Raw genomic sequence first — 25,164 nt, 5'->3', positions numbered from 1 at the left:
GCATTACGTTTCTTTCATGCAATTTATTGACTGAAGCTGAAAGCGCGGTCCGGCCTTTGCAAGCAAAGGCCGGATTCGCCCAAATTTTCTTAGATCGAATTCACGTCTTTTATTACGAACTTAGGAAACGATCGGAGCTGACTTCTTTTCAGGTTTTGGGCAAGCGCTAAATTTTCGGAAGAACGGATTGGTGGCTTTGAAAAGAGCATTCAAACGTGCAATTTCCTTTGAAAACAATTCGATAAGAATAAAAACCGCATTTATCGTTGCAATGAATGGACACTCATTGAAGATTCAAAGCGATTTCGTGAAAAGACTTTGCACTTCCAGAGAAAATCCGTCGAGGATTTTAGACTCGACCGTACCCGAATCCGCGGAAGCGATAAGAGTAAAACCGGATGTTCCGTTTTGATAGATCTCCACCGAACGTTCCATCGGATCTACGATCCAATATTCCCGGACTCCGTGTTTTTCGTAGAGTTTCTTTTTGGTTTTCAGGTCGTGGTATGCGTTTCCTTCCGAAAGAATTTCGGCGACCCAATCGGGCGCGCCTTCGATTCTTTTTTCTTGGATGATGGCATTTCGCGCCTTTGCAATAAAGATCAGATCGGGTTGAACCACATTGTGTTCGTCGAGAAATACGTCAATCAGGGAGTAAAACACTTCGCCCAAACTTCGATTTTCGACGAAGTTTAAAAGAATTGCATAGAGTTTTCCGGACACTCTTTGGTGTTCGGGAACCGGAGCAGGAACCATAAATATTTCACCATCCAAAAGCTCCGCCAAGGTTCCTTCCGGAAGTTGGACCAGATCTTTATCCGTTTTTAATTCGGTCGTATGCATAGCGGAACTCATCTCTTAAATCTGTTTTGAATTCAAAAATTTAGATTGCGTTGTTTCAATTTGATCAGCTTCGCTGATCGCCTTCGATAACGCTCCGCTATCTCAGGCTATCTCGCTCCCTGAACTCACAAGTTACTCCCTACGGGTCGTAACTTAGGTCGCTCGATAAGTTTGACAGAGAATCGTAACTGTGTCAAGTAGAAGGTCGGTTCGAAAAAGCGGTGATTTCTTTGATGCCGGGATGCAGCAGTTCGGTGTTCCGATACGCGACATACCGTTACTTGTAGTTCGTAAACTGAACGTCGAATGGAAGATCCGCATTCTTCAAAAGATGAATCACTTCCTGAAGATCGTCTTTTTTCTTACCGGTGACTCGAACGGATTCTCCCATAATCGCGACGTTGACCTTGAGCTTGGAATCTTTGATGACTCGGGTGACTTCTTTAGTCTGTTCTTTTTCCATACCCTTTCGGATCTTTACTTTCATCCGAACGGTTCCACCTGTCGCGGGTTCGACCTTGGATTTGAAATCGAAATTCTTCAATCCGATCCCTCGCTTTGCCATCTTGGAAACAAGAACGTCGATCACACTTTCGAGTTTGGCCTCGTTGTCCGAAACCAAAACGAGTTGTTCGTCTTCGAGTTGAATATCCGATTTGGAACCCTTAAAATCAAAACGGTTCTTGATCTCTCCGAGAGCCTGAGTCACCGCGTTGGTCAATTCCGGCTTACTGATTTCGGACACTACGTCAAAGGATGGATCGCTCATACTTTTTCTCCGGTTAAAGTTTGTTTTGCTAATTGGATCGCGAAAGAGATTGCGGATTCCAAGTTCTGCTTTTCCTTACCGCCGCCTTGAGCCATGTCCGGCTTTCCCCCGCCCTTACCACCTAACATCTCGCAGACGGCTCTGACCAAATTCCCGCAATGAATTCCCTTAGAAACGAGTTGTGCGGAACAAGTGATCACGACACTCGCGTTATCCGCATTCTTACTTCCGAGAATCACGAGAAGATTTTTTTCCCGAACTTTGAGATTATCCGAAAGACCCTTGAGAGAATTCGGATCCTTGTCATCGAAGATTGCGGAAACGATCTTACCGATTCCAGTTTCGATCGAAGAAGAAAAAACTTTTTCGATTACAGAATTATTATTTTCAAAATCTCTCGATTCCAAACTTTTTTTTGCTTTTAAGAATAAAGAAGTATTTTCCTCGATTTTGAAAACAATACCTTCGGAAAGATCTCGGAAAAATGCAACCGCAGATGCTCCTTCTCTTTCAAGCTTTTCTCGAATTTCCTCCGGTCCGGGAACATGAGACGTTATCAGAAGATTTTTTTCCTCTCCGCCTAACTCCGATTTGATTTTCAAGTTTAAATTTTGCACGGACTCGGTGAGCTCCGCAAAACGATTTTGGAACGTTTCGATCACCGCCGGACCGCATACGGCTTCGATACGACGATTACCCGCACCCGGAGAAGACTCTTTTTTAATAAAAAAATATCCAATCTCTCCCGTGTGGGAAACATGAGTTCCGCCGCAAAACTCGACCGAAACGTCTCCCATCTGGACGACTCTCACTCGATCTCCGTATTTTTCACCGAAGGTCGCGATGGCTCCGGTTTTTTTCGCGTCGTCGATTCCAAGCTCCTTAGTCTCCACTTGGAAATCCTTCCGAATCGATTCGTTGACCCAGGATTCTATTTTGCGAATTTCTTCCGAAGTAAGCGAGGAAGGGTGAGAAAAATCAAAACGAAGATACTCGGGAGAAACGACGGAACCTTTTTGTAGGACATGGTCTCCTAGAAGAGTTCGAAGCGCTCCGTTTAAAAGGTGGGTCCCCGAATGATGAAATCTAAGCCTCTCTCTGCGAGTCGCCTCCACTTCGGCCTCAAGTTCCTGGGCAACGGAGAACTCCCCACTCAAAACCTCTCCAAAATGAAGAATGACGTCGTTTTCTTTTTGCGTGTCCAAAACCTTGAATACGTTTTTTCCCTGACGTAAGAAGCCGGTATCCCCGACCTGTCCCCCTCCTTCCGGATAAAAAGGAGTTTTGTTTAGAACGATCACGCCCGATTGTCCTTCTTTCAAAGTAGAAGAAGGTTTATAATCGTAAGAACCCATCTCATCTTTGTTTCCCAAGGAGCGCAATTCAGGTTGCTCAATGGGGGGTAGCTTTGAATCTTTTTGCGATATAGAATCCGAGCTTCGGGAAAATCTGTAGAATAAATGCGCAATATTCCCTTTTTCTAATACAGAAGAATAACCCAGAAACTCCGTCTTTCCCGTCTCCTGCCCCGTCATTAAAGAGATCTTATTGACTTTCCAGGATTCGCGGGAAACCTGCCTGTCCTTTTCCAGTTCCTCCTGAAATCCCTCTTTGTCGAAACCAAGCCCCTGTTCCAATACGATTTCCTCTGTCATCTCCGCAGGGAAACCGTAAGTCCCATAAAGTAAGAACGCATCCGCTCCGGAAAAGATCGGCTTGCCGGCAGATTTCGTTTTCTGAACGAGAAACTCGATCTTTTCGAGGCCGAGTTCCAATGTTTTTAAGAAGAGTTCTTCTTCCGCGAGAATGGTCTTTGCGATCGCGGAGGCGTTCTTTCCAAGTTCCGGATAACGCGGTTTGTAAATCTCTACGACCTTATCGACGAGTTTATAAAGAAACGGTTCTCTGAAGTTCAACTTTCTCCCGAAAAGAGTCGCACGGCGAATCAAACGGCGGATCACGTAACCTCTTCCGGTTCTGTCCGGATAAATTCCGTCTCCGATCGAAAACAACACAGAACGAATATGATCGGTTACGACTCTAAATGCGGTTTTCCTATTATCTGTAATTGGTTTAGTGTCATTTCTCCGAGCCTGAACTCCGGACGAAATCGTTTCGTAGGGGATTCCGGATAATTCTTCGTAAAAAGAAATGATCTTGCGAAGTTCGTCGGTATCGTAAACGGAATCTACTCCCTGTAACAAAAGAGCGACTCGTTCCAAACCGGAACCGGTGTCGATCCCGGTTTGTTTGAGCGGTTGGAGATTTCCTTCCGTATCCTGATTGAATTGGTTGAATACTATATTCCAAAATTCTAAAAAACGATCGCAGTCGCAACCGGGTCTACAGGTTCCGCTAGTGGCGCAGTTCGGTCCGCCTTTCTCAATCCCCCGATCCAAATAGAGTTCCGAACAAGGACCGCAGGCCCCGCTATCCCCCGCGGGCCCCCAAAAGTTATCCTTTTTTCCTAAGCGCGTTATGCGGTCTTTGGGGATTCCCTTGGAAAGCCAGATTTTTTCCGCCTCGTCGTCGTCCGTATAAACCGTAACCCAAATCTTATCCTTATCGAACCCGAAATGATTTACGGAACAATCGAGCGCGTATGTAATCGCTTCTTCCTTGAAATAATCTCCGAAACTGAAATTTCCGAGCATTTCGAAAAACGTACAATGACGCTCCGTTTTACCGACCACTTCGAGATCGGTAGTCCGAAGACATTTTTGACAGGAAGCCGCTCTAGTATAAGGAAGCTCGACCGCTCCGGTAAAGAACGGTTTGAATTGCACCATTCCCGCAGTCGTGAACAAAAGTGTGGGATCTCCCGCGGGAAGAAGGGAAGACGACGAAACCACGCTATGAGCCTTGTCTTTGAAGTAGTTTAAAAAGATTTCGCGGATTTCCGCTACGGATTGGCGTTTCATGATACCTCTAAAATCAAAAAATGCCTGAAACTCTGGACGAAAGAGATTCAGGCATTTCAAAAACGAAATGAAATAAAAAAGAAACTTAACGTTTGGAGAACTGAGTTCCTCTTCTCGCTTTGTGCAGACCGTATTTCTTTCTTTCCACCATTCTTGGATCCCGAGTTAAGAACCCTTCTTTTTTTACGGTTGGACGGAACTCCGGCTTAATCCTGCAAATCGCTCTTGCGAGCGCATGACGGATCGCTCCTACTTGGCCGGTAATTCCTCCTCCGGTTACGTTCAGATTCAAATCATATTTGTCCTGAACGTTCAAAAGAGAAAGAGGACGAATCGCTTCGTCAATGATTGCTTTGCGGTTTTGAAGATAATCTTTGATATCTTTGTGGTTAACGGTGATTTTACCGGAACCTTCTTTGATTTTCGCGCGAGCAACGGAAGTCTTTCTTCTTCCTACGGCCCAAATTTCTTTTGTGGATGCCATTCTTATCAGGTCTCCTTAGATTTCCAGTTTCACAGGCTTTTGCGCCTGGAGGTTGTGTTCCGCACCCGAAAAGATTTTACAGTGGGTGAGAATTTTAGCTCCGAGTTTGCTTTTGGGAAGCATTCCTTTTACCGCTTCGTAGATTACCTTTTCCGGTTGTTTTGCAATCAAATCCTTGAACACGGTTTCGGTCATCCCTCCCGGATAACGAGAGTGATGATAATACATCTTTTGCATTTCCTTATTGCCCGTTACTTTCACTTTGGAAGCGTTGATAACGATGATATTGTCTCCGCAATCTTGGTTCGGAGTAAAGGTGGCTTTGTGTTTTCCGCGAAGTCTTGCGGCGATCCCGGAAGCGAGTCTTCCCAGAGTTTTTCCTTCCGCATCCACTACGAACCAGCCTTTTAAGGCATTTTCTTTCGTAAGAGAAGGAGTTCTATGCGCTTTTGATAATACTGACATGAAAATATCGTCCTGTAGAGGACAGATTTTCGCTTTGACCCCCAAAGTCAAGAAAAAAGAGCCGAAAGGTCCATTCCGGTTCGATTTGACACGGATACAAATCGGAATTTGATCCGCAATTTAAAGAATCGGTATTCAAGTTCCGCTTTTTTGATTCCGAGTCCGCAGAGTTTTGCGGTAGTTCCCGCATTTCTCCGTCTACGCAACTTTCGATCCCAGAATTTGCGAAAACGCAGAAACTCTCACGCATAAAGTGCAAGCGGATCCCGGCAGAAGTTCCCGAAAATTCTTCAAAAGGAATAATGGTAAAAGTATACCGGAAAAGTTTCCTTATACAAGATAAATGAACTTCACCGAGACGAGGACGAAAAAATCTTTTTAAAAAGGCGGCTCAACGGCTCCTCAATATATCGATGTATCAACCAAGAAACCCCAAAGGTAAAAAGAAAACTCAGCGGAAGGCTTAAAACAAAAAAAGTTAGGCCGGTTTCAAAAAGATCGGGCAACAAAACTTTTAACACGCCAAAAGAAATTAAGGAAAGAAGTAAGTGCCATATATAAATCGTATAACTCAGATTTGCGATCGGAGTAACAAATTTTAGACTTAACCCTTTGGCCAAAAGAGTGTTAGGAAAAAAGATCACCGATAAAAGAATAAGGGAATAAACGAAATCAATTAAGTTGAATCTTATCGTCCCTGAAAAAAAAGAATAAATGGATTCACTTTTTAAATTAATAAAAACTAAAATCAAAAAGGGTAATAGAATCAATAAAAAACTCGCCGCACGACCCGATAGATATCTTTTCAAATAGTCTCGGCGATTGACAATCCAATCCATGAGAATCACTCCCATAACAATCGAATCCGCGCGAGTATGCGTAGGGCGGAAAACCAAGGTTTCATAATCCGTTCCAAAAATATCCGGACTAAGATAAATACAAACTCTCAACAAACCGGGAATCGAATACAATCCCCAAAGAATACATTGTCTTGTAAAAAAATCCCGCTTAAACAGAATGAATCCGCAGAAAAAAGGAAATATCAGATAAAATTGTTCTATTATGGACAGGAACCAAGTATGAATATTAGGCCCTCTTAGATAATTCCCAAGAAAAACGAAATCGGCCCAAGCGTTTCGCAAACCGTTATCCGTACTCTCCAGAACATTCAAAGCCATCAATGTTTCGGGTACGGATAACTTTTTTGTCGCCACCCATTTTTCACTCATAGAATAGGAAATTCGATTTATCAAATAACTAATCGTGATAAAAAGATAATAAACAGGAAGTAATCTATAATTCCTCCTTAAGAAAAAATCCAAATAACGAATTTTTCCATTCTCCGACCATTCTTTCCACAAGGCCATAGAAATTAAAAAGCCGCTGAGAATAAAAAACAAGTTCACTTCAAAGTGATGAAGTATTTCGATAAATGCCTGGAGAATTGCATTATTATTTGCGGAGGTATATCCGGAATAAAAATAATAATGATACACAAATACAACGACAATTGCAAACGCTCGCAATCCGTTCAACTGCGGGATTTCCCCTTTTTTATTTTCTATTTTTTGCTCCATAAACTCCGTTCTCATATTCAAATTTTATCATGTATTTTATTTTCAAATAAAGTTTGTAGAAGATAAAAAACAGGATCTTTCGTTATATGGTTTCCAAACAAGCCCTTCTCTCAAAACGATTTATAAATTATCCTGAAAACTTTTAAGATTTATACTTTGTATTTTTTCGGATCAAAATGTAAAGTGAACTTTCAAATCCCTCGTTTGAATCTATTGAAAACTATATGACAAAATGTTCTAGAACCTGCGTCTAAACGGGGATTCGTTTCAAAATTCATGGTATCTATTTAACGTGAGTTCGGCGGTTGAAAATGAGAAAGAGCTTTCTAAAAGTAGGAGTCCCTACTTTTAGAATTTGTTCGTAAAATCGCGATTTGTTATAGTTTCCACATTTTAAGAATAGATTTACAAAGTTCAAATTCAAACTCGCTACAAAAAAAATGAATCATGAATTTCTTACGTCGCACTCACGTTATTTATGCGGAAATCAGTAATGATTCGTTTTCCTTTTGAAAATTTGACGACAAGCTTAAGATTCCCTATTTGTCAATTTTTATTCGCTTCAATCGTTCTCTTCCCGGAGTCGATTTTCCGACGACGAGAATCCCAAAAAACAATCATCTACGCATACCGCAAAACGATCGAGATTTTATATTCGATGATCCACGGAGAAATTTTAGAATTTCATATAAGAACAAAATTTGAAAACTTTCCAATCACGGTCTTATGCAAAAAATAAAGTATGAATTTCGGTTTCTCAAAACTCTTATTTTCCCCGCTACAATTTCCAATACAAAAGGACCTCTTTATTTCCGGATCTTCCCTCAATCGGAGACCATTCTAAGCCTAAAACAACACCTCCGATCTCTTTTTTGAGATAGCTACAGAGAGAACGAACGATCCTAATTCGAGTTTTAGAATCCCTTAAAATCCCTTTCATAAGATCTTTTTTATCCGCCTCAAACTGAGGCTTTATCAAAGTAATACATTCTAATTTCGGAATATATTTTTCCTCTCTCAATTTTCGAAATACTGGAAAAACAGATCGGAGAGAAATGAAACTGAGATCCGCGACAATCACGATCGATTCGGGACGGGGCGCCTGAAAACGATTTGTCTCCCACTCGATTTCCAAGGCGGACAGTCTTTTCAGATGAAAACGATCTTTCACGATTACGGAAGAATGGTTTCGCAATTTTTCGGCTAACTGACCATAGCCCACATCGCAGGCAAAAACTTTCCAGGCCCCCTTTTCCAAAAGCACTTGCGTAAATCCTCCCGTAGAAGCGCCAAGATCTATACAAAGTCTTCCATCCACCTGTAAGGGAAAAACCTCGAAAGCCCTCAATAATTTATACGCGCCTCTACTCACATATTCGGGTATGATGTTGAGAATTTTAATTTCCGAATCTTTTGGAAATTTTAATCCGACTTTGGTTATCTTTTGTTCGTTTAACAAGACGGAACCGGAAAGAATCAAACTTCTCGATTTTTCCAAGGAATCCGCAAGTCCCCGTTCGAGTAAAAGAACATCGAGTCTAATTTTTTCTTTGGCCAATGTAAATCGGAAGTTCCTGAAAAAATGTTATCTCTTCGTCCGTGGAAACAAAACCGGAAGAGATGGAAATTAGGTTTTTTTGAAGTTCCTCGACCATTTTTTTACAACGCTCCATTCCCAACAACGCGGGATATGTGATCTTACCCGTTTTTTGATCTTTACCCGGAGTTTTACCCAAGGATTCCTGAGTTCCCTCCACGTCCAAGATGTCGTCGGTGATTTGAAAAAGTAAGCCTAGGTCTTCTCCATATTTGGATAAGGGCTCCTCTCTTTTTTTCCAATCCTTACGAAGACGATTTCCCAAAAGTAAGGCCGCCTTAATGAGAGCTCCCGTTTTTAAACGATGAGTCAATTGGACCATCGCGACCTTTTCCTGTTCGCTTTTGAAATTTTGGTCCTTGGTATTTTTTCTTTCCATCTGTAAATCATATATCTGTCCGGAAACCATTCCGGGCGCGCCACATCCCGTATGCAAAATTTCTAATAAATCCCGATGCAAAAAATAATCCTCATTTTCCCCTTGAACCAAAGAAATAAAATAAAACGCGAAAGAGTTTAACGCGTCGCCCGCCAAAATCGCCGTGGCTTCAGAAAACTTCTTATGAAGAGTCGGCAACCCTCTTCTAAAATCGTCGTTGTCCATACTTGGAAGATCGTCGTGAATCAAAGAATAGGTATGTATACATTCCAAAGACGACCCGAGGAGAAGGGTGTTTCGAGTTTCGTTTTCAGATCCGCCGAAAGCAGCCGATACCAAAACCGGCCTGAGCCGTTTACCTCCCGCAACGAGGCTGTATTTCATCGCTTCAAAAAGTTCGGGGGCGGATTGTTCGGAAAGTATGGAAAGGGTTTGAGAGTTTAAAAAATTCTCAAACACAACTCTATAAGAATGGAATATATCGGAAAAAGAAGATCGACTCACTCTGTCTCCAAATTGAAAGCAAACTTCGAATTGTAAAGCAAAGTCCTACACTCATATCAGAACTTGTCTCAAGAATGCGAACTCATCTCTACATAGCAGAGTGTCTAAAATTCTGCGTCCAAACCTGGGGTTTGTGCTCAAATTAACGGTACTCTATTTTATAGGATCAGTAACGTAACGGGGAAAAGACGATTTCAAACCTATTCACTTCCCAAAGAGGCGCAATCTGCGGAAACTACCGCGCTTTGTTATCGACGACTTTGCAATCTTGATTCCGATTTCTTCTCAGATTTTGAAACAAGTTACAATGAAAACGAAGTATTTGAGAATCTCCGAATACGATCCCAGGAAAATCTTTCGAAACACTCGCAAGATCTTCAACGCTTAAGATTTTACTTTTAGTACGACTTTTCCAACGGAAATACCGGATTGAAAGTATTTCAGAGCTTCGTCAATTCTCTCGAACGGAAATGTTTTACCAATATGAGGCGGAGAAATATTGAGTTTGACAAGAGCGTTCAGATGTTTGGTTAATTTTTCTACCTTTTCATAAAGCCAAATCAGATTGAATCCCATAATCGCTTTATTATCCGAAACCATCCGCATCGGATCCAATTTCGGCCTGGAAAAATATTTATAGGCGAGTCGAAGCCAGTTGACCCCACTGCCCCCACCCATCATCTCCGCGGCGCCGTAAACAATCATTCTTCCCATCGGAGCCATGACATCATAACTTTCCTGAAAGATTTTTCCGCCGATACATTCTAAGACGAGATCCAATTCTCTTCCGGAAAGCGATTCTTGAAGATCCTCTTTAAACCGGTTGGAACGGACGATTTGTTTGTCGTAGCCTTCTTTTTTAAGAAAATCGATTTTGGCAGAAGTTCCGATCGTTCCAATCGTAAACGCACCCAATTTTTTCGCGATTCGATTTGCCAAAATTCCGACCCCACCGGCCGCGCTATGAATCAAAACCGTTTGTCCTTTTTTAAGATCTCCTAAAGCGACTAACGCATAATAGGCGGTCAATCCTTGCACTAGAAAACCAGCGCCTTGATCAAAGTCCCATTTAGGAGGAAGCCTGAACACATATTTCGAATCGATATTCAAATGAGAGACGTAACCGCCGAAACGGGTAACTCCCATAATTTTATCTTTTTTCCTTATGTTCTTAACCTTTTTTCCCGCAGCGATTACAACTCCCGAATATTCGAGTCCCGGAATAAAAGCTCCTTCCGGAACCGCACTATACAATCCCTGGATCGCAAACAGATCCGCGAAATTCAATCCGATCGAATGAACTTCGATTTGTACTTCGTTCTCACCGGGTTCAGAAAGAGTTTCCGTTTCCAAACGAACATTTTCAAGAGATCCTTTTTTTCGGACAAGGGCGATCGTTCTTTGCATGAATGGAAGTTATAAAAATTCGAAACAAGAGGGCAAGAAGAATTTTCAAAACTGTTCCAATCTAAATTCGGATGAAAGGTCAAGCGAATTTAAAAAAGAATACTTTTATCCTTTGAATCGAATTTTTGATTCAAAGGATAAAGTCTTAAAATTACGATCCGCCTTAACGTGAGTTCGGCGTGATTCATTTTTCCGTCGGAATTTGAACTTTGTAAATCTATTCTTAAAATGTGGGAACTACAACAAATCGCGATTTTACGAACAAATTCTAAAACTAGGAACTCCTACTTTTAGAAAGTTCTTTCTCATTTTCAACCGCCGAACTCACGTTATTCAAACTTCGAAAAAATTTATAAGATTTTTTTGATATTTCAAAGCCAAATATTTTAGACTCGATAAAACCCCGCATATCCTTACGATAATCGGGAGTGTGTCTCATTCGAAATCGCGTGCAAAGGCCCTTAAATTTCTATCGCGGACATCCCTATCGAATTGGTCCCGAAAAACCAAAATACTTTTTAAACGGAGGTTTTAGATAATTTTCATCACAAATCACTTATTTTCTAGTTTCAAAATCATATCAATCGATAACAAAAGACAATCTGACTATAATGTTTGGTACCAAATCATATGAATTTATGGAAAAGACTTCGATTTTATTTTTTTAATTTCTATCCTCCCTACTTTGCCGCCGGAATCCGATACAAAAGAATCAGCAAAGATTTTACCCATTTTCAACTCTCTATGAAACTCCACTGGTGGAATCAAAACCTCGTCGGAACTCACTTCGGCGGTTCGCTTTACTCCATGTGTGATCCGTTTTACATGCTTATTCTTATGGAGAATTTAGGAGAGGAATATATCGTCTGGGATAAAGCCGCGACAATTCGATTCGTCACTCCCGGAGTGGGCAAAGTCTATGCAGATTTTGAGATTTCTCAGAAAGAAATAGAAAGAATTCGAAAAGAAGCAGACGAAAAAAGAAAGTTAGACGCGTTTTTTCAAACTAAAATTTACGATGCGAAAACGGGGAAGGTAGTCGCCGAACTTGACAAGATCGTCTATGTGAGAAGAAAAGAAAGAATTAAAAAAGAAAAAACTTCATAACGACAGACTCTATAAAGAACCGAACAAAATAGATTTAACCGAGATAACGATTCAAGGCATGCATAATTCAAAGAAAATTGGAAATACATGAGATGCCAACCTATGACAAATCAGTCGTATTTGAAGATTTCAAACAAAACCTATATTACTGAAAACTACATAACTAGTACCTAATATAACGTGAGCAGGGCCGTAAGAAAGTTTGGGCGAATAAGAAACTAAAGTGCAACGGCTCGCGACCTGTCGAACGACCCAGGAAACTCAGCGAATGCCTCTTTTGTGAATCGGCATTCAGGGAGTGAGACACTGAGTTAACGCTTTCGTAAAAAGCGTTTCATTGAGTTCTTTAACTAAAGTGTTGCTGCCTAAACTCAGTGAAACGCTCTCCAAGGATCGCGTTGATTTCACAACATAGAATCGCTTTCGCATTTTGTTATACAGAACTCACGTTAATATAAAAGAACCCGCTCCAAAAATCAAAGAGCAGGTTCCGATCGCTTGTAATTTATTATCTACCGTATTTCGCTAAAATTTTAGCTTCACCGATTTTAAGAGAATTGATGTAAAAACCGATCAATGCCCCAGAAGAATTCTGATCGGCCGAAATCTTATCTTTAAGAGCGTAAACGGTGAAATAATAGCGATGAGGTTTGTGGCCTTGAGGTGGACAAGGACCGCCGTAACCAGGCATGCCGAAGTCGGTTCTACTTTGAATCGCTTCTTTGGGAAGAAGATTTTTTTCCAAGTTCCCGGCGTTCGCAGGAATAGAGGTTGTGGTAGCTGGAATATTAAAAACCACCCAATGCCACCATCCACTGCCGGTCGGTGCGTCCGGATCGTAAACGGTTATGGCGATACTCTTCGTATCTTTCGGAAGACCGGTCCAAGATAACGCGGGAGAAATGTTTCCACCGGAACATCCGAAACCGTTAAACACCTGTTCGTTGGCGATAAGTTTGCCGGAAGTCAATTCGGGACTTTTCAATTGAAACGGTTCCGCTTGAAGTAAAGTTGCGGAAATCAAAAATACGAATACGAATCCTTTGATTCTCATAAAACGAGTCTCCTATTAAAATTCAAATTTATAGTTCAACAGAAACTCGGATGAATTGCAAGACGAGTTTTTGGAATTTCTAAAAAATTGGAACGAAGTTAGATCCGAATTTAAAAGTTGAAGAATTTTGAATATGAAAAAAGCCCGAAGCTTTCGAATTAATTTCACTCCAAAGGTTCCACTATTCGGACCTGTGAAAATAATACTCGAAAATAGGCGGTCGGTTTTGTAAAAGTACAGCGGTTCTCAAAAATTAAGTCAAATCGGGAAATCCCGACTTTTTAAAGGAAGATTCTAATTTTCGAAATGAGTTTGTCATAGTGTTCTATTCTTGCGTTCGAGTAGTAATTCAATCAAACTTTCCGTAATCGTTCCAATATTGATAAATCATAATCTTAGATTCTGCGATTCAGACAGCGCGGAGAAATTTTTCAAAACCAAAGGTAAATTTAAAAAAGGGAACCTCTATTACTGATCTCTATAAAATAGAGTACCCTTAATTTGAACACAAATCCCATGTTTAGACGCAGAATTTTAGACACTCTATGATGTGGAGATGAGTAAAAGAAAATTTTGTAATGTTTTTTCCGAGGAAACGATCATCAAGGCTTAGGATTTTTAATTTTTAAAAATAAAAGAATCGATTTCCCCATTGAAGAACAATATCGGCTGAAGAACTCGATATCAGGATTGAAGGAAAGCAAAACGTCTAAAATTAAAAACAAGATTGATAAGGCCGATTTGAAATTTTGCTCGTTCTATACCAATCGTCCTTATTGTTTTACCGGAATAGGACTTCATATCGCCAAATACATGTTCAACTCTACTACGAACTCTGGATATTCTGGTGTTGATTTTCTTCTCTTTTTCAGTTAAAGGCCTGTTTTTATATCCTTTAAAACAAATTTTTTCTATCATAGATTTATCTTTCATTTTCCTCATGAACGTATCCCAATTTCGATACGCAGAATTCGCATACAATGTCGTCCCATTTTTTCGATTCTTTAAAAGCTTTACGCCCGCAACCCTATCATATACATTCGCAGACGTTATATGATATTCATGAATGAACTTACTGACCGAATCTACGGAGATATGATTCTTGTATCCATAGTAACTCTTTTTCCATTTTTTCGTCCATCCGGCATCCGTATCTTTTTGAGATAGTTTACTACGATCCTGTTTCCATTCCAAAGGAATCTCTCCCTTTTTTAAGGGAGTATTCTATTCTTGTGTGTTTCTCTGCTTAGGCACTTCTATAATTATGCATCCAAGATCGTTTCTGTGCTTATCTTGAAACCTTCATCTGAAGTAGTCACGTTATTTTGGTAAATTCTAAGAATCTAAAAAGAAACTATATCCATTCGAGTCAGCCTAAAAGTTATCAACCGAATCAGATGAACAACTTTTATACCATGGAAATGCGAAAGAAACTGAGTGGACCTCGATCCAAAATCATTTACTCCAAAAGATTTCCTTCCATTGAAGGTGTCTTCGGAGCAATCAAAGGATCTCGCGGAGAAAATCTGTTTTTGACAAAGGGGATTGAAAAGGTTTTCCTAGAATGGTCGGAAAGATGTTCCGCTCACAACATTGCTAAGCTTTGCGGATTTCGATACGTTTGAATTTCTCCTCGAAGACTTTCTGGCATCGCTAGGAAAAAAGATCCAAATTCGAATTTGGAGTATATCGAACTTCACGTTAGTTAGAACCGATTTTTTTCAAGGTTTTCGGACAAACTTAAGTTACTTTTGAGATAGATTTTACAAAGAGGAAAAAGATACAGTGCGAGTTTTTACATTCGATGAGTTAGGTGCTTTACAGATTTTTAAGAGTGAAGCGAAAAGTCTCTAAATCTCAAGCCTCGTCTCTATGGGAGACCTTCACGCTTTCGATTTCTTCTCCGAAAAGAAATTTCGAGAAAACCGTTTCATTTTCCGGAGAAGCGATTAAACGAGAATTTAGCGTGAAATTAAAGTTTTAATTTCTTTTTGATCAGATCCAAAAAGTCGGCAACGAACTCGTCCCCTCTTCGATTTTTATCGGCGAATTCGAAGGCTTCTTTTGTGGAGTCTTCCAATTTTTCATTTTTTGTGGTGATGTTCAAAAGCGAAGCCAAAGAAGCGTAAACGATATCCCCGTTTTCGGAAGAAATAATTTTATTTTTCAAAGCAATCGTCGCATCGCCGGGCTCCGCAATTTTCCCCAAAGCGATCGCAGCAGCCGTTGCGATTTTAGGTTCATTATTACGATTGAGAAGATGGATGAGCTCCGGAATCGCGGACTTTTCCTTATTCTTTCCAAGAGCGACTGCGGATTCGTACTTTTCAGAATCGGAACCGGAAGAAAGAGTTTTGATATGTTCTTCGGTGGATTTTTCCGCAAGAAGAGCGCTGGACGCGAAAGAAACGGCGAGCGCAAGAATAAGAAGAGAACGAAATTTCATGAGTGACTCCTTTCCTTCGGAAGAATCGCGTAGAGAAACGTAAGAGTCAATCTAAAATTCTAAGGGGATCATTGATTTCCCGGAATTTGCTTTGCACATTCGATCGTATTCAAAAAATAAACCAAGGGATCGCATTTACGAAAACCTTGTCAAGATAACCTCAAATTTCTAAAAAAAGAATATGTTCGCAATTCCTTTCCAGTCTCATTCGCTCAAAAACTTTTTCCACAAATGGAAACAGGAATTTATTCCCCTTAAAATTTTGGATCGATATTTATTCGGAGAGTTCTTCAAGATCTTTATCGGAACCGTAATTCTGCTCACCGGAATCATGCTCCTTTCTCTCGTAAACGACAACATGAGAAACTTCACGGCCACAAAAGCGCCCAGATATCACGTAGCTCTTTTTTTGGTCTACAGTCTTCCAAAAATCATATCCACTACCGTCGTTTCAATGTCTTTGATGTTTTCGATCTGCTTTACCGTCGGCCAGTTTTCCGTGAATAAAGAACTCGTATCTATGATGGCTGCGGGAGTTTCTTTTTTCAGAATCGTGGCGCCGCTTATCATGTTCGGAATTTTAATGTGGATCGTGATGCTTCTTACGACGGAACTCGTCGTAAGACCGGTCAATAAATTGGCAAAGATAGAACACGATATTCTTACGGAAGGAATGGGAACTCTTGCAAACAGCGTGTATCAATTTCATGTGAAGGGGAAGGAAGGTTTTTATTATTTGTATTTTTACGATCCCAATAAGGACGAAATCAACGGCGGATTCAATTACATTCGACTCCGGACCGACGGATCACCGGAAACCGTAATTTCTTCCTTAAAAGCAAAGTACAACTACGAAACAAAACTCTGGACGATGAAGAAGGTGGAAGAGTGGCATTTCGATAACGACTTAAAACTCAGTTCTCAGGAATCTTTCGAGGAAAAAGAATACGAACTTCCCGAAGATCCCACCTATTTTAAAGTTCCCGCAGGTTCGGTGGAAGAAATGAATCTCTTTCAATTGAAAGAAGAGGAAAAAAGAAGAATTCAAAAAGGCCTTTCTTACGGAGACGTTCTTACCGAAAAACATTCCGTATTTGCGTTGCCTATGATGACGATCATCGTAACCTTGATCGGAACGATCGCGGGCTATTTTACCAAAAAGACCGCGGGAGTCGCATCTTTAGGAATCACGATAGGAGTGGTCTTGATCTATTATATATTCAATTCCGCGGGCAAATCCCTAGGAGAAAACGGAGTTATACCGCCTTTCGTAGGAGTTTGGATCACTCCCAGTTTGTTTTTGGGGTTGTGTTTCTGGATGTTTCGTCGTATGAATCTTTAAAATCTTCACCCAATTTACAACTTGCCTTAAAACCAGAGTTTTAGTTTACAATAAAACACGAGCAACAAAAGGCTATTTACAATAAAAATCATTCCTTTTAAAATCTTTTTTTAAAGTATGAGAAGCGGTATTCGAAGGTATTTCAAGACGCGAACTTCTTAACTACGAATTGATTTTTTTTATAATTTCGGAAAAAAAATTCATTTCTTTCCCGTATACCTTCCGATATATAGTTTAGATTGTCTCCAGAAGTAAGATCTTTGATGCGACATAGGGTATTTCAGAAAAGAAGTCCCTACTAAAAATTCATATGATGTCGGTATTCTTTCCGGATCTTGAATTCTGAAGAGGAGGAAAGAACATGGACGTTCCACTCACAAATCTGATCAGTTCTGCGGAAAAACTTATCCGCGACAAACGGTCTTCCGTTAGCGCCAGAGCTCTGCCCACTCAAGACGAGAGAGGCAGTCTGGACAAAACGGAGTTTTCTTCGGTACTCACGTCCCGTTATCTGAAAATTCAGGAAACCCTTGCTAGTCTTCAAGGAGAATTTAGCCGTGAACAAATGAAACTCGGTATTTTAAACGAAGGGAATACGCCGAACAGCGAGCTTATAAACATTCTGTTCGGTGAAACACCTTTGTTTAGAGAACTTGCAGAAAACCCAGACATCGATCAGGCCGTTTTGAAAGAGCAAACTCAGGAAAAGAAAAATAAACTCACGGATGCGATTCGTAACTTAGAAGTAGAATCCGAAAATATTTTTTCCATCGGAATATTAAAAGACCGGGATAACTTTTCCAAGTCTTTGGAAACTATCAGCGGTAAAAATGTTCACATGAAACAATTCTCGGAAAAAGCGATCGAGAGATTAATTAAAGAATAAAAAAGAGCAGGAAAATTAATATTTTTCCCGCTCCCCTCTACCACAAACTGGGTTCTAATTTTGCAAACTTCGGGCCCTAACTTTCCCAAGGATCGCATAACGTATCTACGTTTCCGCCTATCCCACCCTAAGACTTAAATTTCCCATTAGAGTTGTTGAAAAATTTCATGGTTCAGATTAGCAAAACCGCTTCAAACATCCATTCCAATGAAGCAGAAATGGATAGAGAATTAATTTTTCAACAACTCTATTACTAAAATCTATATAAAATAGAGTACCGTCAATTTAGCACGAATCCCGCGCTTAGACGTGAAATTTTAGACACTCTATTATGTAAAGATGAGTAATATCTAAAAAGTTCTTACATTTTCGTGAAACTAAAGCTTATCGCTCCCTGAACTTCAGAGCGCAGAACTTTCCTGAGCTAAAGTCTCACTCCTTATAAATCGTTCGAGGAAACTAAAGCATCTCACTCTTTATGAATCGTTCGATAGATCGGATATTTACTAAAGAACTTATCAAATTCCAATGACTTATAAAGAAGCGCTCATTTCCTATTCTTTTTTCAAATAGGGTAAAACACCCTACTCTTCCCAGAGTTTCCTTTTAAAAAACCTTGGACCTTTCTGAATCGAAGAATAGAAAGTATACTGAGTGTTAAGGAAAATTATGATACATCTTTTGATTCTTTTTTTTATATTCTTATTTCAAGCTTGTTCGCCTACGTCCGATGCAAAAACGAACAACTTCTTTCTGATTCCTTTAGCTCAAGGGAATTCTAATTTTCATAAGAATTCGATTACTTCAACTCCAGAAGAAGAGAACCTTAATCCTGTCGTTTTTGATGAAAACTTAGCTGTCATCGAGGAAATTCCCACCGCTTTTGGTGAAAATCCGCCTGCTTTAGAATGGGTTTCACTACTCGAAATTCCTACTGAAATTGTCGGGGAACCGGATGTCGCAATCGATGGGGAAGGTTCCATTTATATCGCGGCCAATTCGAAAGGCAATCTTATTGGCGACGAATCAAAAATCGGGACCCAAGATATCATTCTTAAAAAATTTGATTCCGGGCAAAACGAACTTTGGATGAAACGAGTCGGAGTTCGAAACGTAAGCCTGAAGGTCACCGGTACTGCGGCTGACATTAACGGAAACGCGTACGTAACCGGTTATACAAACGGCCCTTTCGAAAAAGCGCTTATATCCGAAAAACAAGATATGTTCGTAGTTAAGTTCAATCCGGACGGAACAATAGCCTGGAAAAAACAGGCGGGCCCCAAAAGAGCCAAAGGAGTTTACAATACTTATAACGTTTTTACAGAAGGGATCACCGTAGATAAATTCGGAAATTCTTATGTAGTTGGAATCTCAGACGGACCTTTCGGAGACAACGCAGTGGGTAACCTTAACGGTGGGTTTATTATTAAGTTTGATACTAACGGAAACCAAATTTGGGTAAAACAAATCTCGATACCCGGAGCCAGTATCTTTCCGAAAAAAGTCGCCTTCGACGAAAACGCAGATTGTATTTACGTAGCAGGAACGTCAGTCAACGCAAATTTTAGAACCAATACCACTCTCAATCATATCAGTCCAGGACCTAGGGATCTTTTTATTCTTAAATTCGACGAAAACGGGAATCAAGAATTCTTCGCTCAATCGATTATCTACTCAGATAGTGTAATACCCCACTCTCTTGCTGTAGACCCATTCGGAAACGTCTTAGTGGGAGGACAAAGCGACATAGATTTAGAATCCGAAACAAGCCAAAGGACGAACACTCGCGGGTTTTTAATGAAATATGACTTCGACGGTGCTCAAAGATGGATCAAACAATTTGGACCGCACGAATATAGAAAATCAACTAAAATCACCGGAATCGCCACCGATAGCGTTGGAAACATCTTTACAACAGGCCAAACCTCTGGAAATACAATCAATGAACGCAGTAAATTAGTAGGGAACCAAGATATTTTTCTGACTAAACATAATTTTATCGGACAAGTCGAATGGATACGTCAAATCGGCACTCCCGGGGAAACCTTCTACTCCGGAGGAATCGGAATCGATTTGGATGGAAATCTTTATTCTACCGGAATTACAGACAATAACGAGAAGGATTATCAAGTCATAGGAGGAAACATGGATCTTTTCCTCATGAAATTCAGATAATTCGTTTCCACGGTCGAACTTTTCAGATTGTAATCTCTTGAATTAAATCATCTGAAACACCTTTCGAAACCATATATGCTCCGGAGGTATTTCGATCGACGGTTATGCGCAACTTTTCCCGATTCGTTAGGAAATCATTAAAAATAAATGAGCTATTTTTCTTCGAAAAATCAAGCTTCGCATTATTTCTTTATTGATAAGAGAATGATATATTCTTTTTATATAATATACTTTATTCGAAGTTAAGCATATTTGTTAAGGTGAGAATACCCATACATACTTTACACATCTAACTCAAAACCACATTGTCAAATCCTGAACAATTTTTATATTCATCTTCCTTATCTCATTGTTTTCTCGCGGAACATATCGGTTTTTTGTTATATTGATTCGACCTTTCGCTACTTTAATTTTTGCGAGACTCAACTTCCCTTCCTTTTTAAAAAGGATGATTAGCATTACAATTATTTACACAGTTCTGTTTGGCATTACCACAAATTAAAGGACTAGATAAAATTATGAAATCGGGATTTTGGGTTTTGTCCGAGGTCGAGCTAACTTTTAAGAAATCTTGCGCTAGAGCGGCACCCAGTAAGCAAAGCTTGCCGGCACTTGAACACGCATTTTCTTCATAACATTTTTGTCTAGGCGAAGCATGCTCATTACAGTGAATGACAAACAATAGGCATAAGATTAATAATTTTTTCATAATATTTTAAAATTCATAATATTCTTTTAAATTGCAAACTAAAATTTATTAGAGTTATTAAAAATTCTATAATTTAACGTGAGTTCGGCGTGAGAAAGTTTGGGCGAATAAGAAATTAAAGTGTTATTCTCTAACATAACCCCACCAAATACTCGGATCCGAAGATAAATCTGTCGGAATTCCGACAAATCCTCTGTGAAACTTACGCCCCTCCCTAATTTTGGGTGGAGGGTGATGAACGACCCGTAGGGAGCAAATCATTGAGTTTGGAGGAGGCGGGAAGACTCGGGAGATTTTTCTCTATCAGAAAATCATACTTTTTGCAAGTAAAAGGCCTTACTCTTGCCTTGTCGGAACGCTTGAAAAATACGGCCTTTGATCCTTATCATTAGAGTTGTTGAAAAATTCCATGATTCAGATTAACAAAACCGCTTCAAACGTCCATTTCAATGAAGCGGAAATGGATAAAGAAATTAATTTTTCAACAGCTCTATTCCAAAATCTTTTTCAACTTATGGGATTGGTTGTGCGTTCTAAGTTTCCACAGAAACTTTAAAACGAAAGACCCTATACGTTAAAAAAGCCAAAATCGTTAATCCTAGAAAAAAGAATATGCGAATGATCCAAGTGGAAACGGGAGGCTCTCCCATCGAATAACCGAAATTTTCGTTTTCACGCTCTTCTTGAATCAAAGCTTCGTTTTGAAATACGGATTCAGAAAACGTTTTTTCGAAATCGAACTCGACGGGCTGCGCGTAAGGATTTCCGTAAAAAATTTTCAAGTCCTGAACTTCTTGATCCGTTTCCAAGTGTAACGGAAAAACGATTTCCTCTTGAAGGGTAAAAATTTCCATTTTTTCCAAAGCCAAAGGATCGTCGTCTCCGTCGAAAATTTCCAATTTAAGTTCGGAAGAAATCGGCTTCGAAAAGACCAAATTCGTATCCGAAGATCCATTCGATTTATTGAATATGATACGGTGTCCGAGCAACTCGAATTCCTTGGAGGAATTTTTAAAGAATACGTTTACCTTGCGTTCGAATTTCTTTTCCTTGATGAACAGAAACGCTCTATGAATCGGAATTTTCATGGGATTCCTAAAATAGAAAACGCTCGATCTCGTATCCGCGTTAAAACCGAATTCTAAATCGGTTTTTTCCAAAACTCTTTTGAATTCCGCTCTTTCGATAATCGGTTTGTAAGTCGCTTTGAGAAACGTTAAACGGACATCAGAATCGGTTTCGATCCGAACGTAAGTTTCCTTTTGTTGCGCTTCGAATGGAATTTGATTGGAAGCGTTTCCTTCGGAATAATTGTAGACTTTGAACTCCGAATCGAGTCTCCAATCTTCCGGATTTTTTCCCAGATAGATTTTTCCATTCACCTCGTATTCTCCGAGTCCTTGAACGAGAATCGAAGAATATTGGGCTTTAACGGGAACTTTAGGAAGTTTTAATACGTAAATTCTATTGTTATCGTCTTCGTTTTTCTCTTCGAAAAGAAGTTTCACTCCGACCTCTCCGGCGTCGTTTGAATTTGCGAAAGTGTTCCGCGAAATAAACGGGATCGCACGACCGTTATGAACGATCCGTCTATCGTTGATTCCGGAATGTCTGACGATATCCTCGTCCAATTTGATCTTACCGTAAAATACGTTATCTTCCTCCGCGACGCCCTTGCGAGAGATTTTCGGAATTTTAATTTCCTTATAATACCGATAACCTTTCGTATTGATTGTTTCGGCCTCCAAAGGGGAAAAAGGGGAAACGACGAACGAGCAGAATAGAACAAACAAAAGCAGTAAAAAACCGGATGAATTCTGATAGTTTGCGAGTTTTTCCTTAAACTTCTGATAATAAACGCTGATAAGAATAAAACCGAGACCGAGAGTAAACCCTGCGATGATTCTGACAATCTTACTCATCGTCCATATATCATAAAAATATAATTTCCCGACCAATATCATGGACACGAGCGCTCCCGCGATTCTAAGGGATTTGAACGAGTATTTGAATCCCGTAAAAAGGAACAAAGAGGCGTAAAAGGCAAGAACATAAGAATATCCTAAATTTCTGTAATGTTCGTTGTGAACGGTGTGATAAACGTCCGTCAAAGTGCCTAGAATAAGAGTGAAAATTCCCATATATATAAATCCCCGATCGAACTTCGAAGAGTTCTTGTTTTTTTGAATGTAGTACGTTCCGGAAAGAAATACGGATGCGAGAAGATACAACGCAAATCTTTCGTTGAATAAAAACAATCGATTCACGTCGTCCATTGAATTGAAAAAATACAATTTGAACAAAGCCGCAATCCAGAAACCCTGCGAAAGAGTTCGGATTTGTACGTTCTCAGAGTTTGAACTCAACAGAGAAATAGCACCGGCGAAGGCGATCCAGGAAAACGTAAGCCAACTTCCCTCCGAAAAGTCCAAAAGCGCCGCGAAAGTAAATCCTAAGAGAAGATATAAATGGATCGTTTCGAAAATCACGCGTTCCGATGCTGAAAAAAATTCCGACTTTTTTCGACTGAGTAAGATCCATAACGAAAAAAGAACGGCCCCGAACAACATAAAATGCGGACTTAAATTCGGGTAAAATTCCCGTAGTTGCAAGTACCCCGTATATCCGAAACATAAGGAATTTAAAACTAAAAAGACGGGATAAAAAATCCGATTCCACTTAGGAAATACGCCGCCCGAATTTTCGTTCCTTTGCGAAAGTTTCGGAAAAAAGAAAACATTTCCGTAAACGAACAACAGATACGTCACATTGATAAATAGGAAGGGAATCAAAAATCCGCTTCGTTTGGCATTTTCTATCGACCATAAAAAATACAATACGAAGTTGGCGGCCAATAATAGGAAAGAGGATACGATCCAAGATACTTTTCTAGAAATTAAGAATAGTAGTATATTCAAAAAAAATAAATAACTGAATAGGAATTGATAGGAATTTTCCCCTTGAGAAATCAGAACGGGGGATAATACCGAACCGACTAACGCGAAAAGATAAAGGATCTCCTTACGGATCCAATAAGCCAGGCCGGAGGAGAATACGCCTAACAGAACAAGGTATAAAAAGGTTTCGGAGAGGGAGAACAAATCGTAGTAATAATACGCGCCGAACAAACTCAAATAGACGATCGAAAATCCGGTTCCTAAAACCGACTCCGGTAGAACCCGGTATTTTTTTACGGCCAATCGAAGTCCCGCAAAACAAACTCCGAATCCGATCGACAGTCCGATCAAAATTCGACCGGACTCGTTTACCCATCGATTGTCGAATGCGAATTTGATGAGCCATACGCTTGCGAGAAGAATCGAAACCAATCCGAATTTGCCTAAAAGATTTCCTCCCCAAAAAAGTTCCCATTCGCGACTTCTAAATTTTTCAATTGGCGCTGCGACTGATTCGATTGGTGTGGTGAATTGGATCGGCTGAGAGTTTGACCGGGAATCCGTTTCTTGTTTTGTTTTTTTCAGAGTATGCGCGAGGATTTCTTTTTTGAGAGATACGATTTCTTGTTCCAGTTCGTCCAAACGTTTTTGTATTTTCTCGATTTCCAAAATCAATCCTGCCTCGCCTCGTTATACGACTCGAAACCGAAGATTTTTTGAAACTCATTCGGAAAAGAAAGCAAAATAATGTGGGAACTCCCACAAAATTTTCAAACTTGGGAGTAATCTTAAATGTACAACTCCCTCAATTCTAAATCTTCCAAAACAATATTCAATCGAAGATTTTTTGAGTTTCTTGTAGAAGATACGAAGAATCTGTCTTCGAAAAGGATTCAATTAAAGATTCTTGCAAACGTTCGCTATATTCCAACCGCTCCCACAGAACGCCAATTCTAGCTCTTTCAAAGCTTAAGATCGAAAGAGCATAATCCATAGAACCGATAGAACGATCCGCGGAAACCGCCGTTTTCACATTCAGTGTACTTTGAAAGTCTTTTGAATTGCACGAAAGAATTCCGAATTTTTCAGGTTTCAATTCCGGCAATGGGAATAGAATCGAATAATCGTGAGGATCAATCTGAAGGAACATATTCCTCGGCCAGGAAGGATTTTCAGGATCCAACAAAGCTCTTTTTTTGAATTTCGCGCTTTCACGAATTCTACAGATTTCTTTGAGTAATTCCTGAAATTGTAAGTCCAATTGATTGCGGTCTTCATACGAATAGATTCCATTAGCACTTTGAACGGCCAACACCCTATTTTTTTGTACAATCTCGGTGATTACTCCGAGATGTATTTCTAACCTTTGTAAAAAACTACGCGCTTCCAGAATTCGAGTGAACGAGAGATCCTTTTCCGAAAAGCGCCTTTCTATAAGAGAGCACGAAATAGAACACACGTTAATCAGAAAAAGAGAACAAAAGAATCAAGCAATTCTGATGTGATTCATATCGGACCTTTCGGTGATTTATCCAATTCTCTTAAGATATTCTCCTACAATTCGGGGAAAATTTGTAGGTTCTCACAGAAACCGTTTCTTTA

Annotated in this window: 19 protein-coding genes and 2 pseudogenes; 5 read left to right on the top strand and 16 right to left on the bottom strand. The window is 39.9% G+C overall.

Features of this window, described 5'->3' with window-relative positions; translation table 11 throughout:
• Nucleotides 1–294: 294 nt before the first annotated feature.
• From FHG67_RS07030 to FHG67_RS06980, 9 genes are all read right to left on the bottom strand, one after another.
• Nucleotides 295–843 carry a Uma2 family endonuclease gene (locus FHG67_RS07030; protein WP_004499508.1) on the bottom strand — a complete coding sequence of 183 codons (549 nt, stop codon included), beginning with the start codon at nt 841–843 and terminating at the stop codon, nt 295–297.
• 277 nt (nt 844–1,120) lie between these two features.
• Complete coding sequence (locus tag FHG67_RS07025) at nt 1,121–1,612, bottom strand: YajQ family cyclic di-GMP-binding protein (RefSeq protein WP_002623277.1); 492 nt, start codon at nt 1,610–1,612, stop codon at nt 1,121–1,123.
• A complete protein-coding gene (alaS, locus tag FHG67_RS07020) occupies nt 1,609–4,533 on the bottom strand; it encodes an alanine--tRNA ligase (protein WP_142499714.1) in 2,925 nt (974 codons plus the stop codon). Before alaS ends, FHG67_RS07025 begins: the two co-directional genes overlap by 4 nt.
• Nucleotides 4,534–4,618: 85 nt before the next feature.
• Nucleotides 4,619–5,017, bottom strand: coding sequence for a 30S ribosomal protein S9 (rpsI, locus tag FHG67_RS07015; RefSeq protein ID WP_002623296.1), 399 nt, complete (start codon nt 5,015–5,017; stop codon nt 4,619–4,621).
• 15 nt (nt 5,018–5,032) lie between these two features.
• On the bottom strand, nt 5,033–5,482 hold the full coding sequence (gene rplM, locus FHG67_RS07010; protein WP_002623283.1) for a 50S ribosomal protein L13: 450 nt from the start codon (nt 5,480–5,482) through the stop codon (nt 5,033–5,035).
• A 350-nt stretch (nt 5,483–5,832) separates the two neighbouring features.
• A complete protein-coding gene (locus tag FHG67_RS07000) occupies nt 5,833–7,059 on the bottom strand; it encodes an acyltransferase family protein (RefSeq protein WP_142499713.1) in 1,227 nt (408 codons plus the stop codon).
• Nucleotides 7,060–7,837: 778 nt separating this feature from the next.
• Nucleotides 7,838–8,617 (bottom strand): TlyA family RNA methyltransferase, encoded by a 780-nt coding sequence (locus FHG67_RS06990; RefSeq protein ID WP_016759650.1) that lies wholly within the window; start codon nt 8,615–8,617, stop codon nt 7,838–7,840.
• Nucleotides 8,598–9,539, bottom strand: a complete 942-nt coding sequence (locus FHG67_RS06985; RefSeq protein WP_004499510.1) for a polyprenyl synthetase family protein — start codon at nt 9,537–9,539, stop codon at nt 8,598–8,600. The genes FHG67_RS06990 and FHG67_RS06985 overlap by 20 nt, the downstream gene beginning before the upstream one ends.
• Nucleotides 9,540–9,923: 384 nt before the next feature.
• Entirely contained in the window at nt 9,924–10,946 is a 1,023-nt protein-coding gene (locus FHG67_RS06980) for a synaptic vesicle VAT-1 family membrane protein (protein WP_004495760.1), read from the bottom strand.
• 630 nt (nt 10,947–11,576) lie between these two features.
• Between FHG67_RS06980 and FHG67_RS06975 the strand changes: the two genes are divergently transcribed.
• A complete protein-coding gene (locus tag FHG67_RS06975) occupies nt 11,577–12,053 on the top strand; it encodes a DUF4442 domain-containing protein (protein WP_002615455.1) in 477 nt (158 codons plus the stop codon).
• A gap of 508 nt (nt 12,054–12,561) precedes the next feature.
• On the opposite strand, the gene FHG67_RS06970 is transcribed toward FHG67_RS06975, so the two are convergent.
• Together FHG67_RS06970 and FHG67_RS06965 are read right to left on the bottom strand one after the other, a co-directional pair.
• Entirely contained in the window at nt 12,562–13,107 is a 546-nt protein-coding gene (locus tag FHG67_RS06970) for a YbhB/YbcL family Raf kinase inhibitor-like protein (protein ID WP_002615452.1), read from the bottom strand.
• Nucleotides 13,108–13,791: 684 nt separating this feature from the next.
• A complete protein-coding gene (locus FHG67_RS06965) occupies nt 13,792–14,301 on the bottom strand; it encodes a transposase (RefSeq protein WP_002614351.1) in 510 nt (169 codons plus the stop codon).
• A 119-nt stretch (nt 14,302–14,420) separates the two neighbouring features.
• Between FHG67_RS06965 and FHG67_RS06960 the strand changes: the two are divergent.
• Nucleotides 14,421–14,732, top strand: a pseudogene (locus tag FHG67_RS06960) (transposase); the annotation flags it as partial.
• A gap of 347 nt (nt 14,733–15,079) precedes the next feature.
• Here FHG67_RS06960 and FHG67_RS06955 read toward each other — a convergent pair.
• On the bottom strand, nt 15,080–15,553 hold the full coding sequence (locus FHG67_RS06955) for a HEAT repeat domain-containing protein (RefSeq protein WP_002624209.1): 474 nt from the start codon (nt 15,551–15,553) through the stop codon (nt 15,080–15,082).
• Between the two features lie 181 nt (nt 15,554–15,734).
• On the opposite strand from FHG67_RS06955, the gene FHG67_RS06945 reads away from it, so the two are divergent.
• Complete coding sequence (locus FHG67_RS06945) at nt 15,735–16,895, top strand: LptF/LptG family permease (protein WP_004495768.1); 1,161 nt, start codon at nt 15,735–15,737, stop codon at nt 16,893–16,895.
• Between the two features lie 162 nt (nt 16,896–17,057).
• On the opposite strand, the pseudogene FHG67_RS22840 reads toward FHG67_RS06945, so the two are convergent.
• Nucleotides 17,058–17,258: pseudogene (locus tag FHG67_RS22840) on the bottom strand (hypothetical protein).
• On the opposite strand from FHG67_RS22840, the gene FHG67_RS06940 reads away from it, so the two are divergent.
• Both FHG67_RS06940 and FHG67_RS06935 read left to right on the top strand, forming a co-directional pair.
• On the top strand, nt 17,257–17,781 hold the full coding sequence (locus tag FHG67_RS06940; protein WP_002624211.1) for an LIC10415 family protein: 525 nt from the start codon (nt 17,257–17,259) through the stop codon (nt 17,779–17,781). The pseudogene FHG67_RS22840 and the gene FHG67_RS06940 sit on opposite strands and share 2 nt — an antisense overlap.
• Nucleotides 17,782–18,450: 669 nt before the next feature.
• Nucleotides 18,451–19,956, top strand: a complete 1,506-nt coding sequence (locus FHG67_RS06935) for an SBBP repeat beta-propeller lipoprotein, LipL53 family (protein WP_142499712.1) — start codon at nt 18,451–18,453, stop codon at nt 19,954–19,956.
• 439 nt (nt 19,957–20,395) lie between these two features.
• Here the strand turns inward: FHG67_RS06935 and FHG67_RS22835 are convergent, their stop codons facing one another.
• From FHG67_RS22835 to FHG67_RS06920, 3 genes are all read right to left on the bottom strand, one after another.
• Complete coding sequence (locus tag FHG67_RS22835; protein ID WP_080591045.1) at nt 20,396–20,665, bottom strand: LA_0364 family Cys-rich lipoprotein; 270 nt, start codon at nt 20,663–20,665, stop codon at nt 20,396–20,398.
• Nucleotides 20,666–21,198: 533 nt separating this feature from the next.
• Nucleotides 21,199–24,237, bottom strand: coding sequence for a DUF2339 domain-containing protein (locus FHG67_RS06925; RefSeq protein ID WP_080634044.1), 3,039 nt, complete (start codon nt 24,235–24,237; stop codon nt 21,199–21,201).
• A gap of 157 nt (nt 24,238–24,394) precedes the next feature.
• Entirely contained in the window at nt 24,395–25,030 is a 636-nt protein-coding gene (locus tag FHG67_RS06920; protein WP_232423651.1) for a flagellin N-terminal helical domain-containing protein, read from the bottom strand.
• Nucleotides 25,031–25,164: the final 134 nt, after the last annotated feature.

This window comes from Leptospira weilii (genome assembly GCF_006874765.1).
Lineage (GTDB): Bacteria > Spirochaetota > Leptospiria > Leptospirales > Leptospiraceae > Leptospira > Leptospira weilii.
The sequence above is the reverse complement of the archived record's forward strand: the minus strand, read 5'-3'. Positions and strand labels throughout refer to the sequence as shown.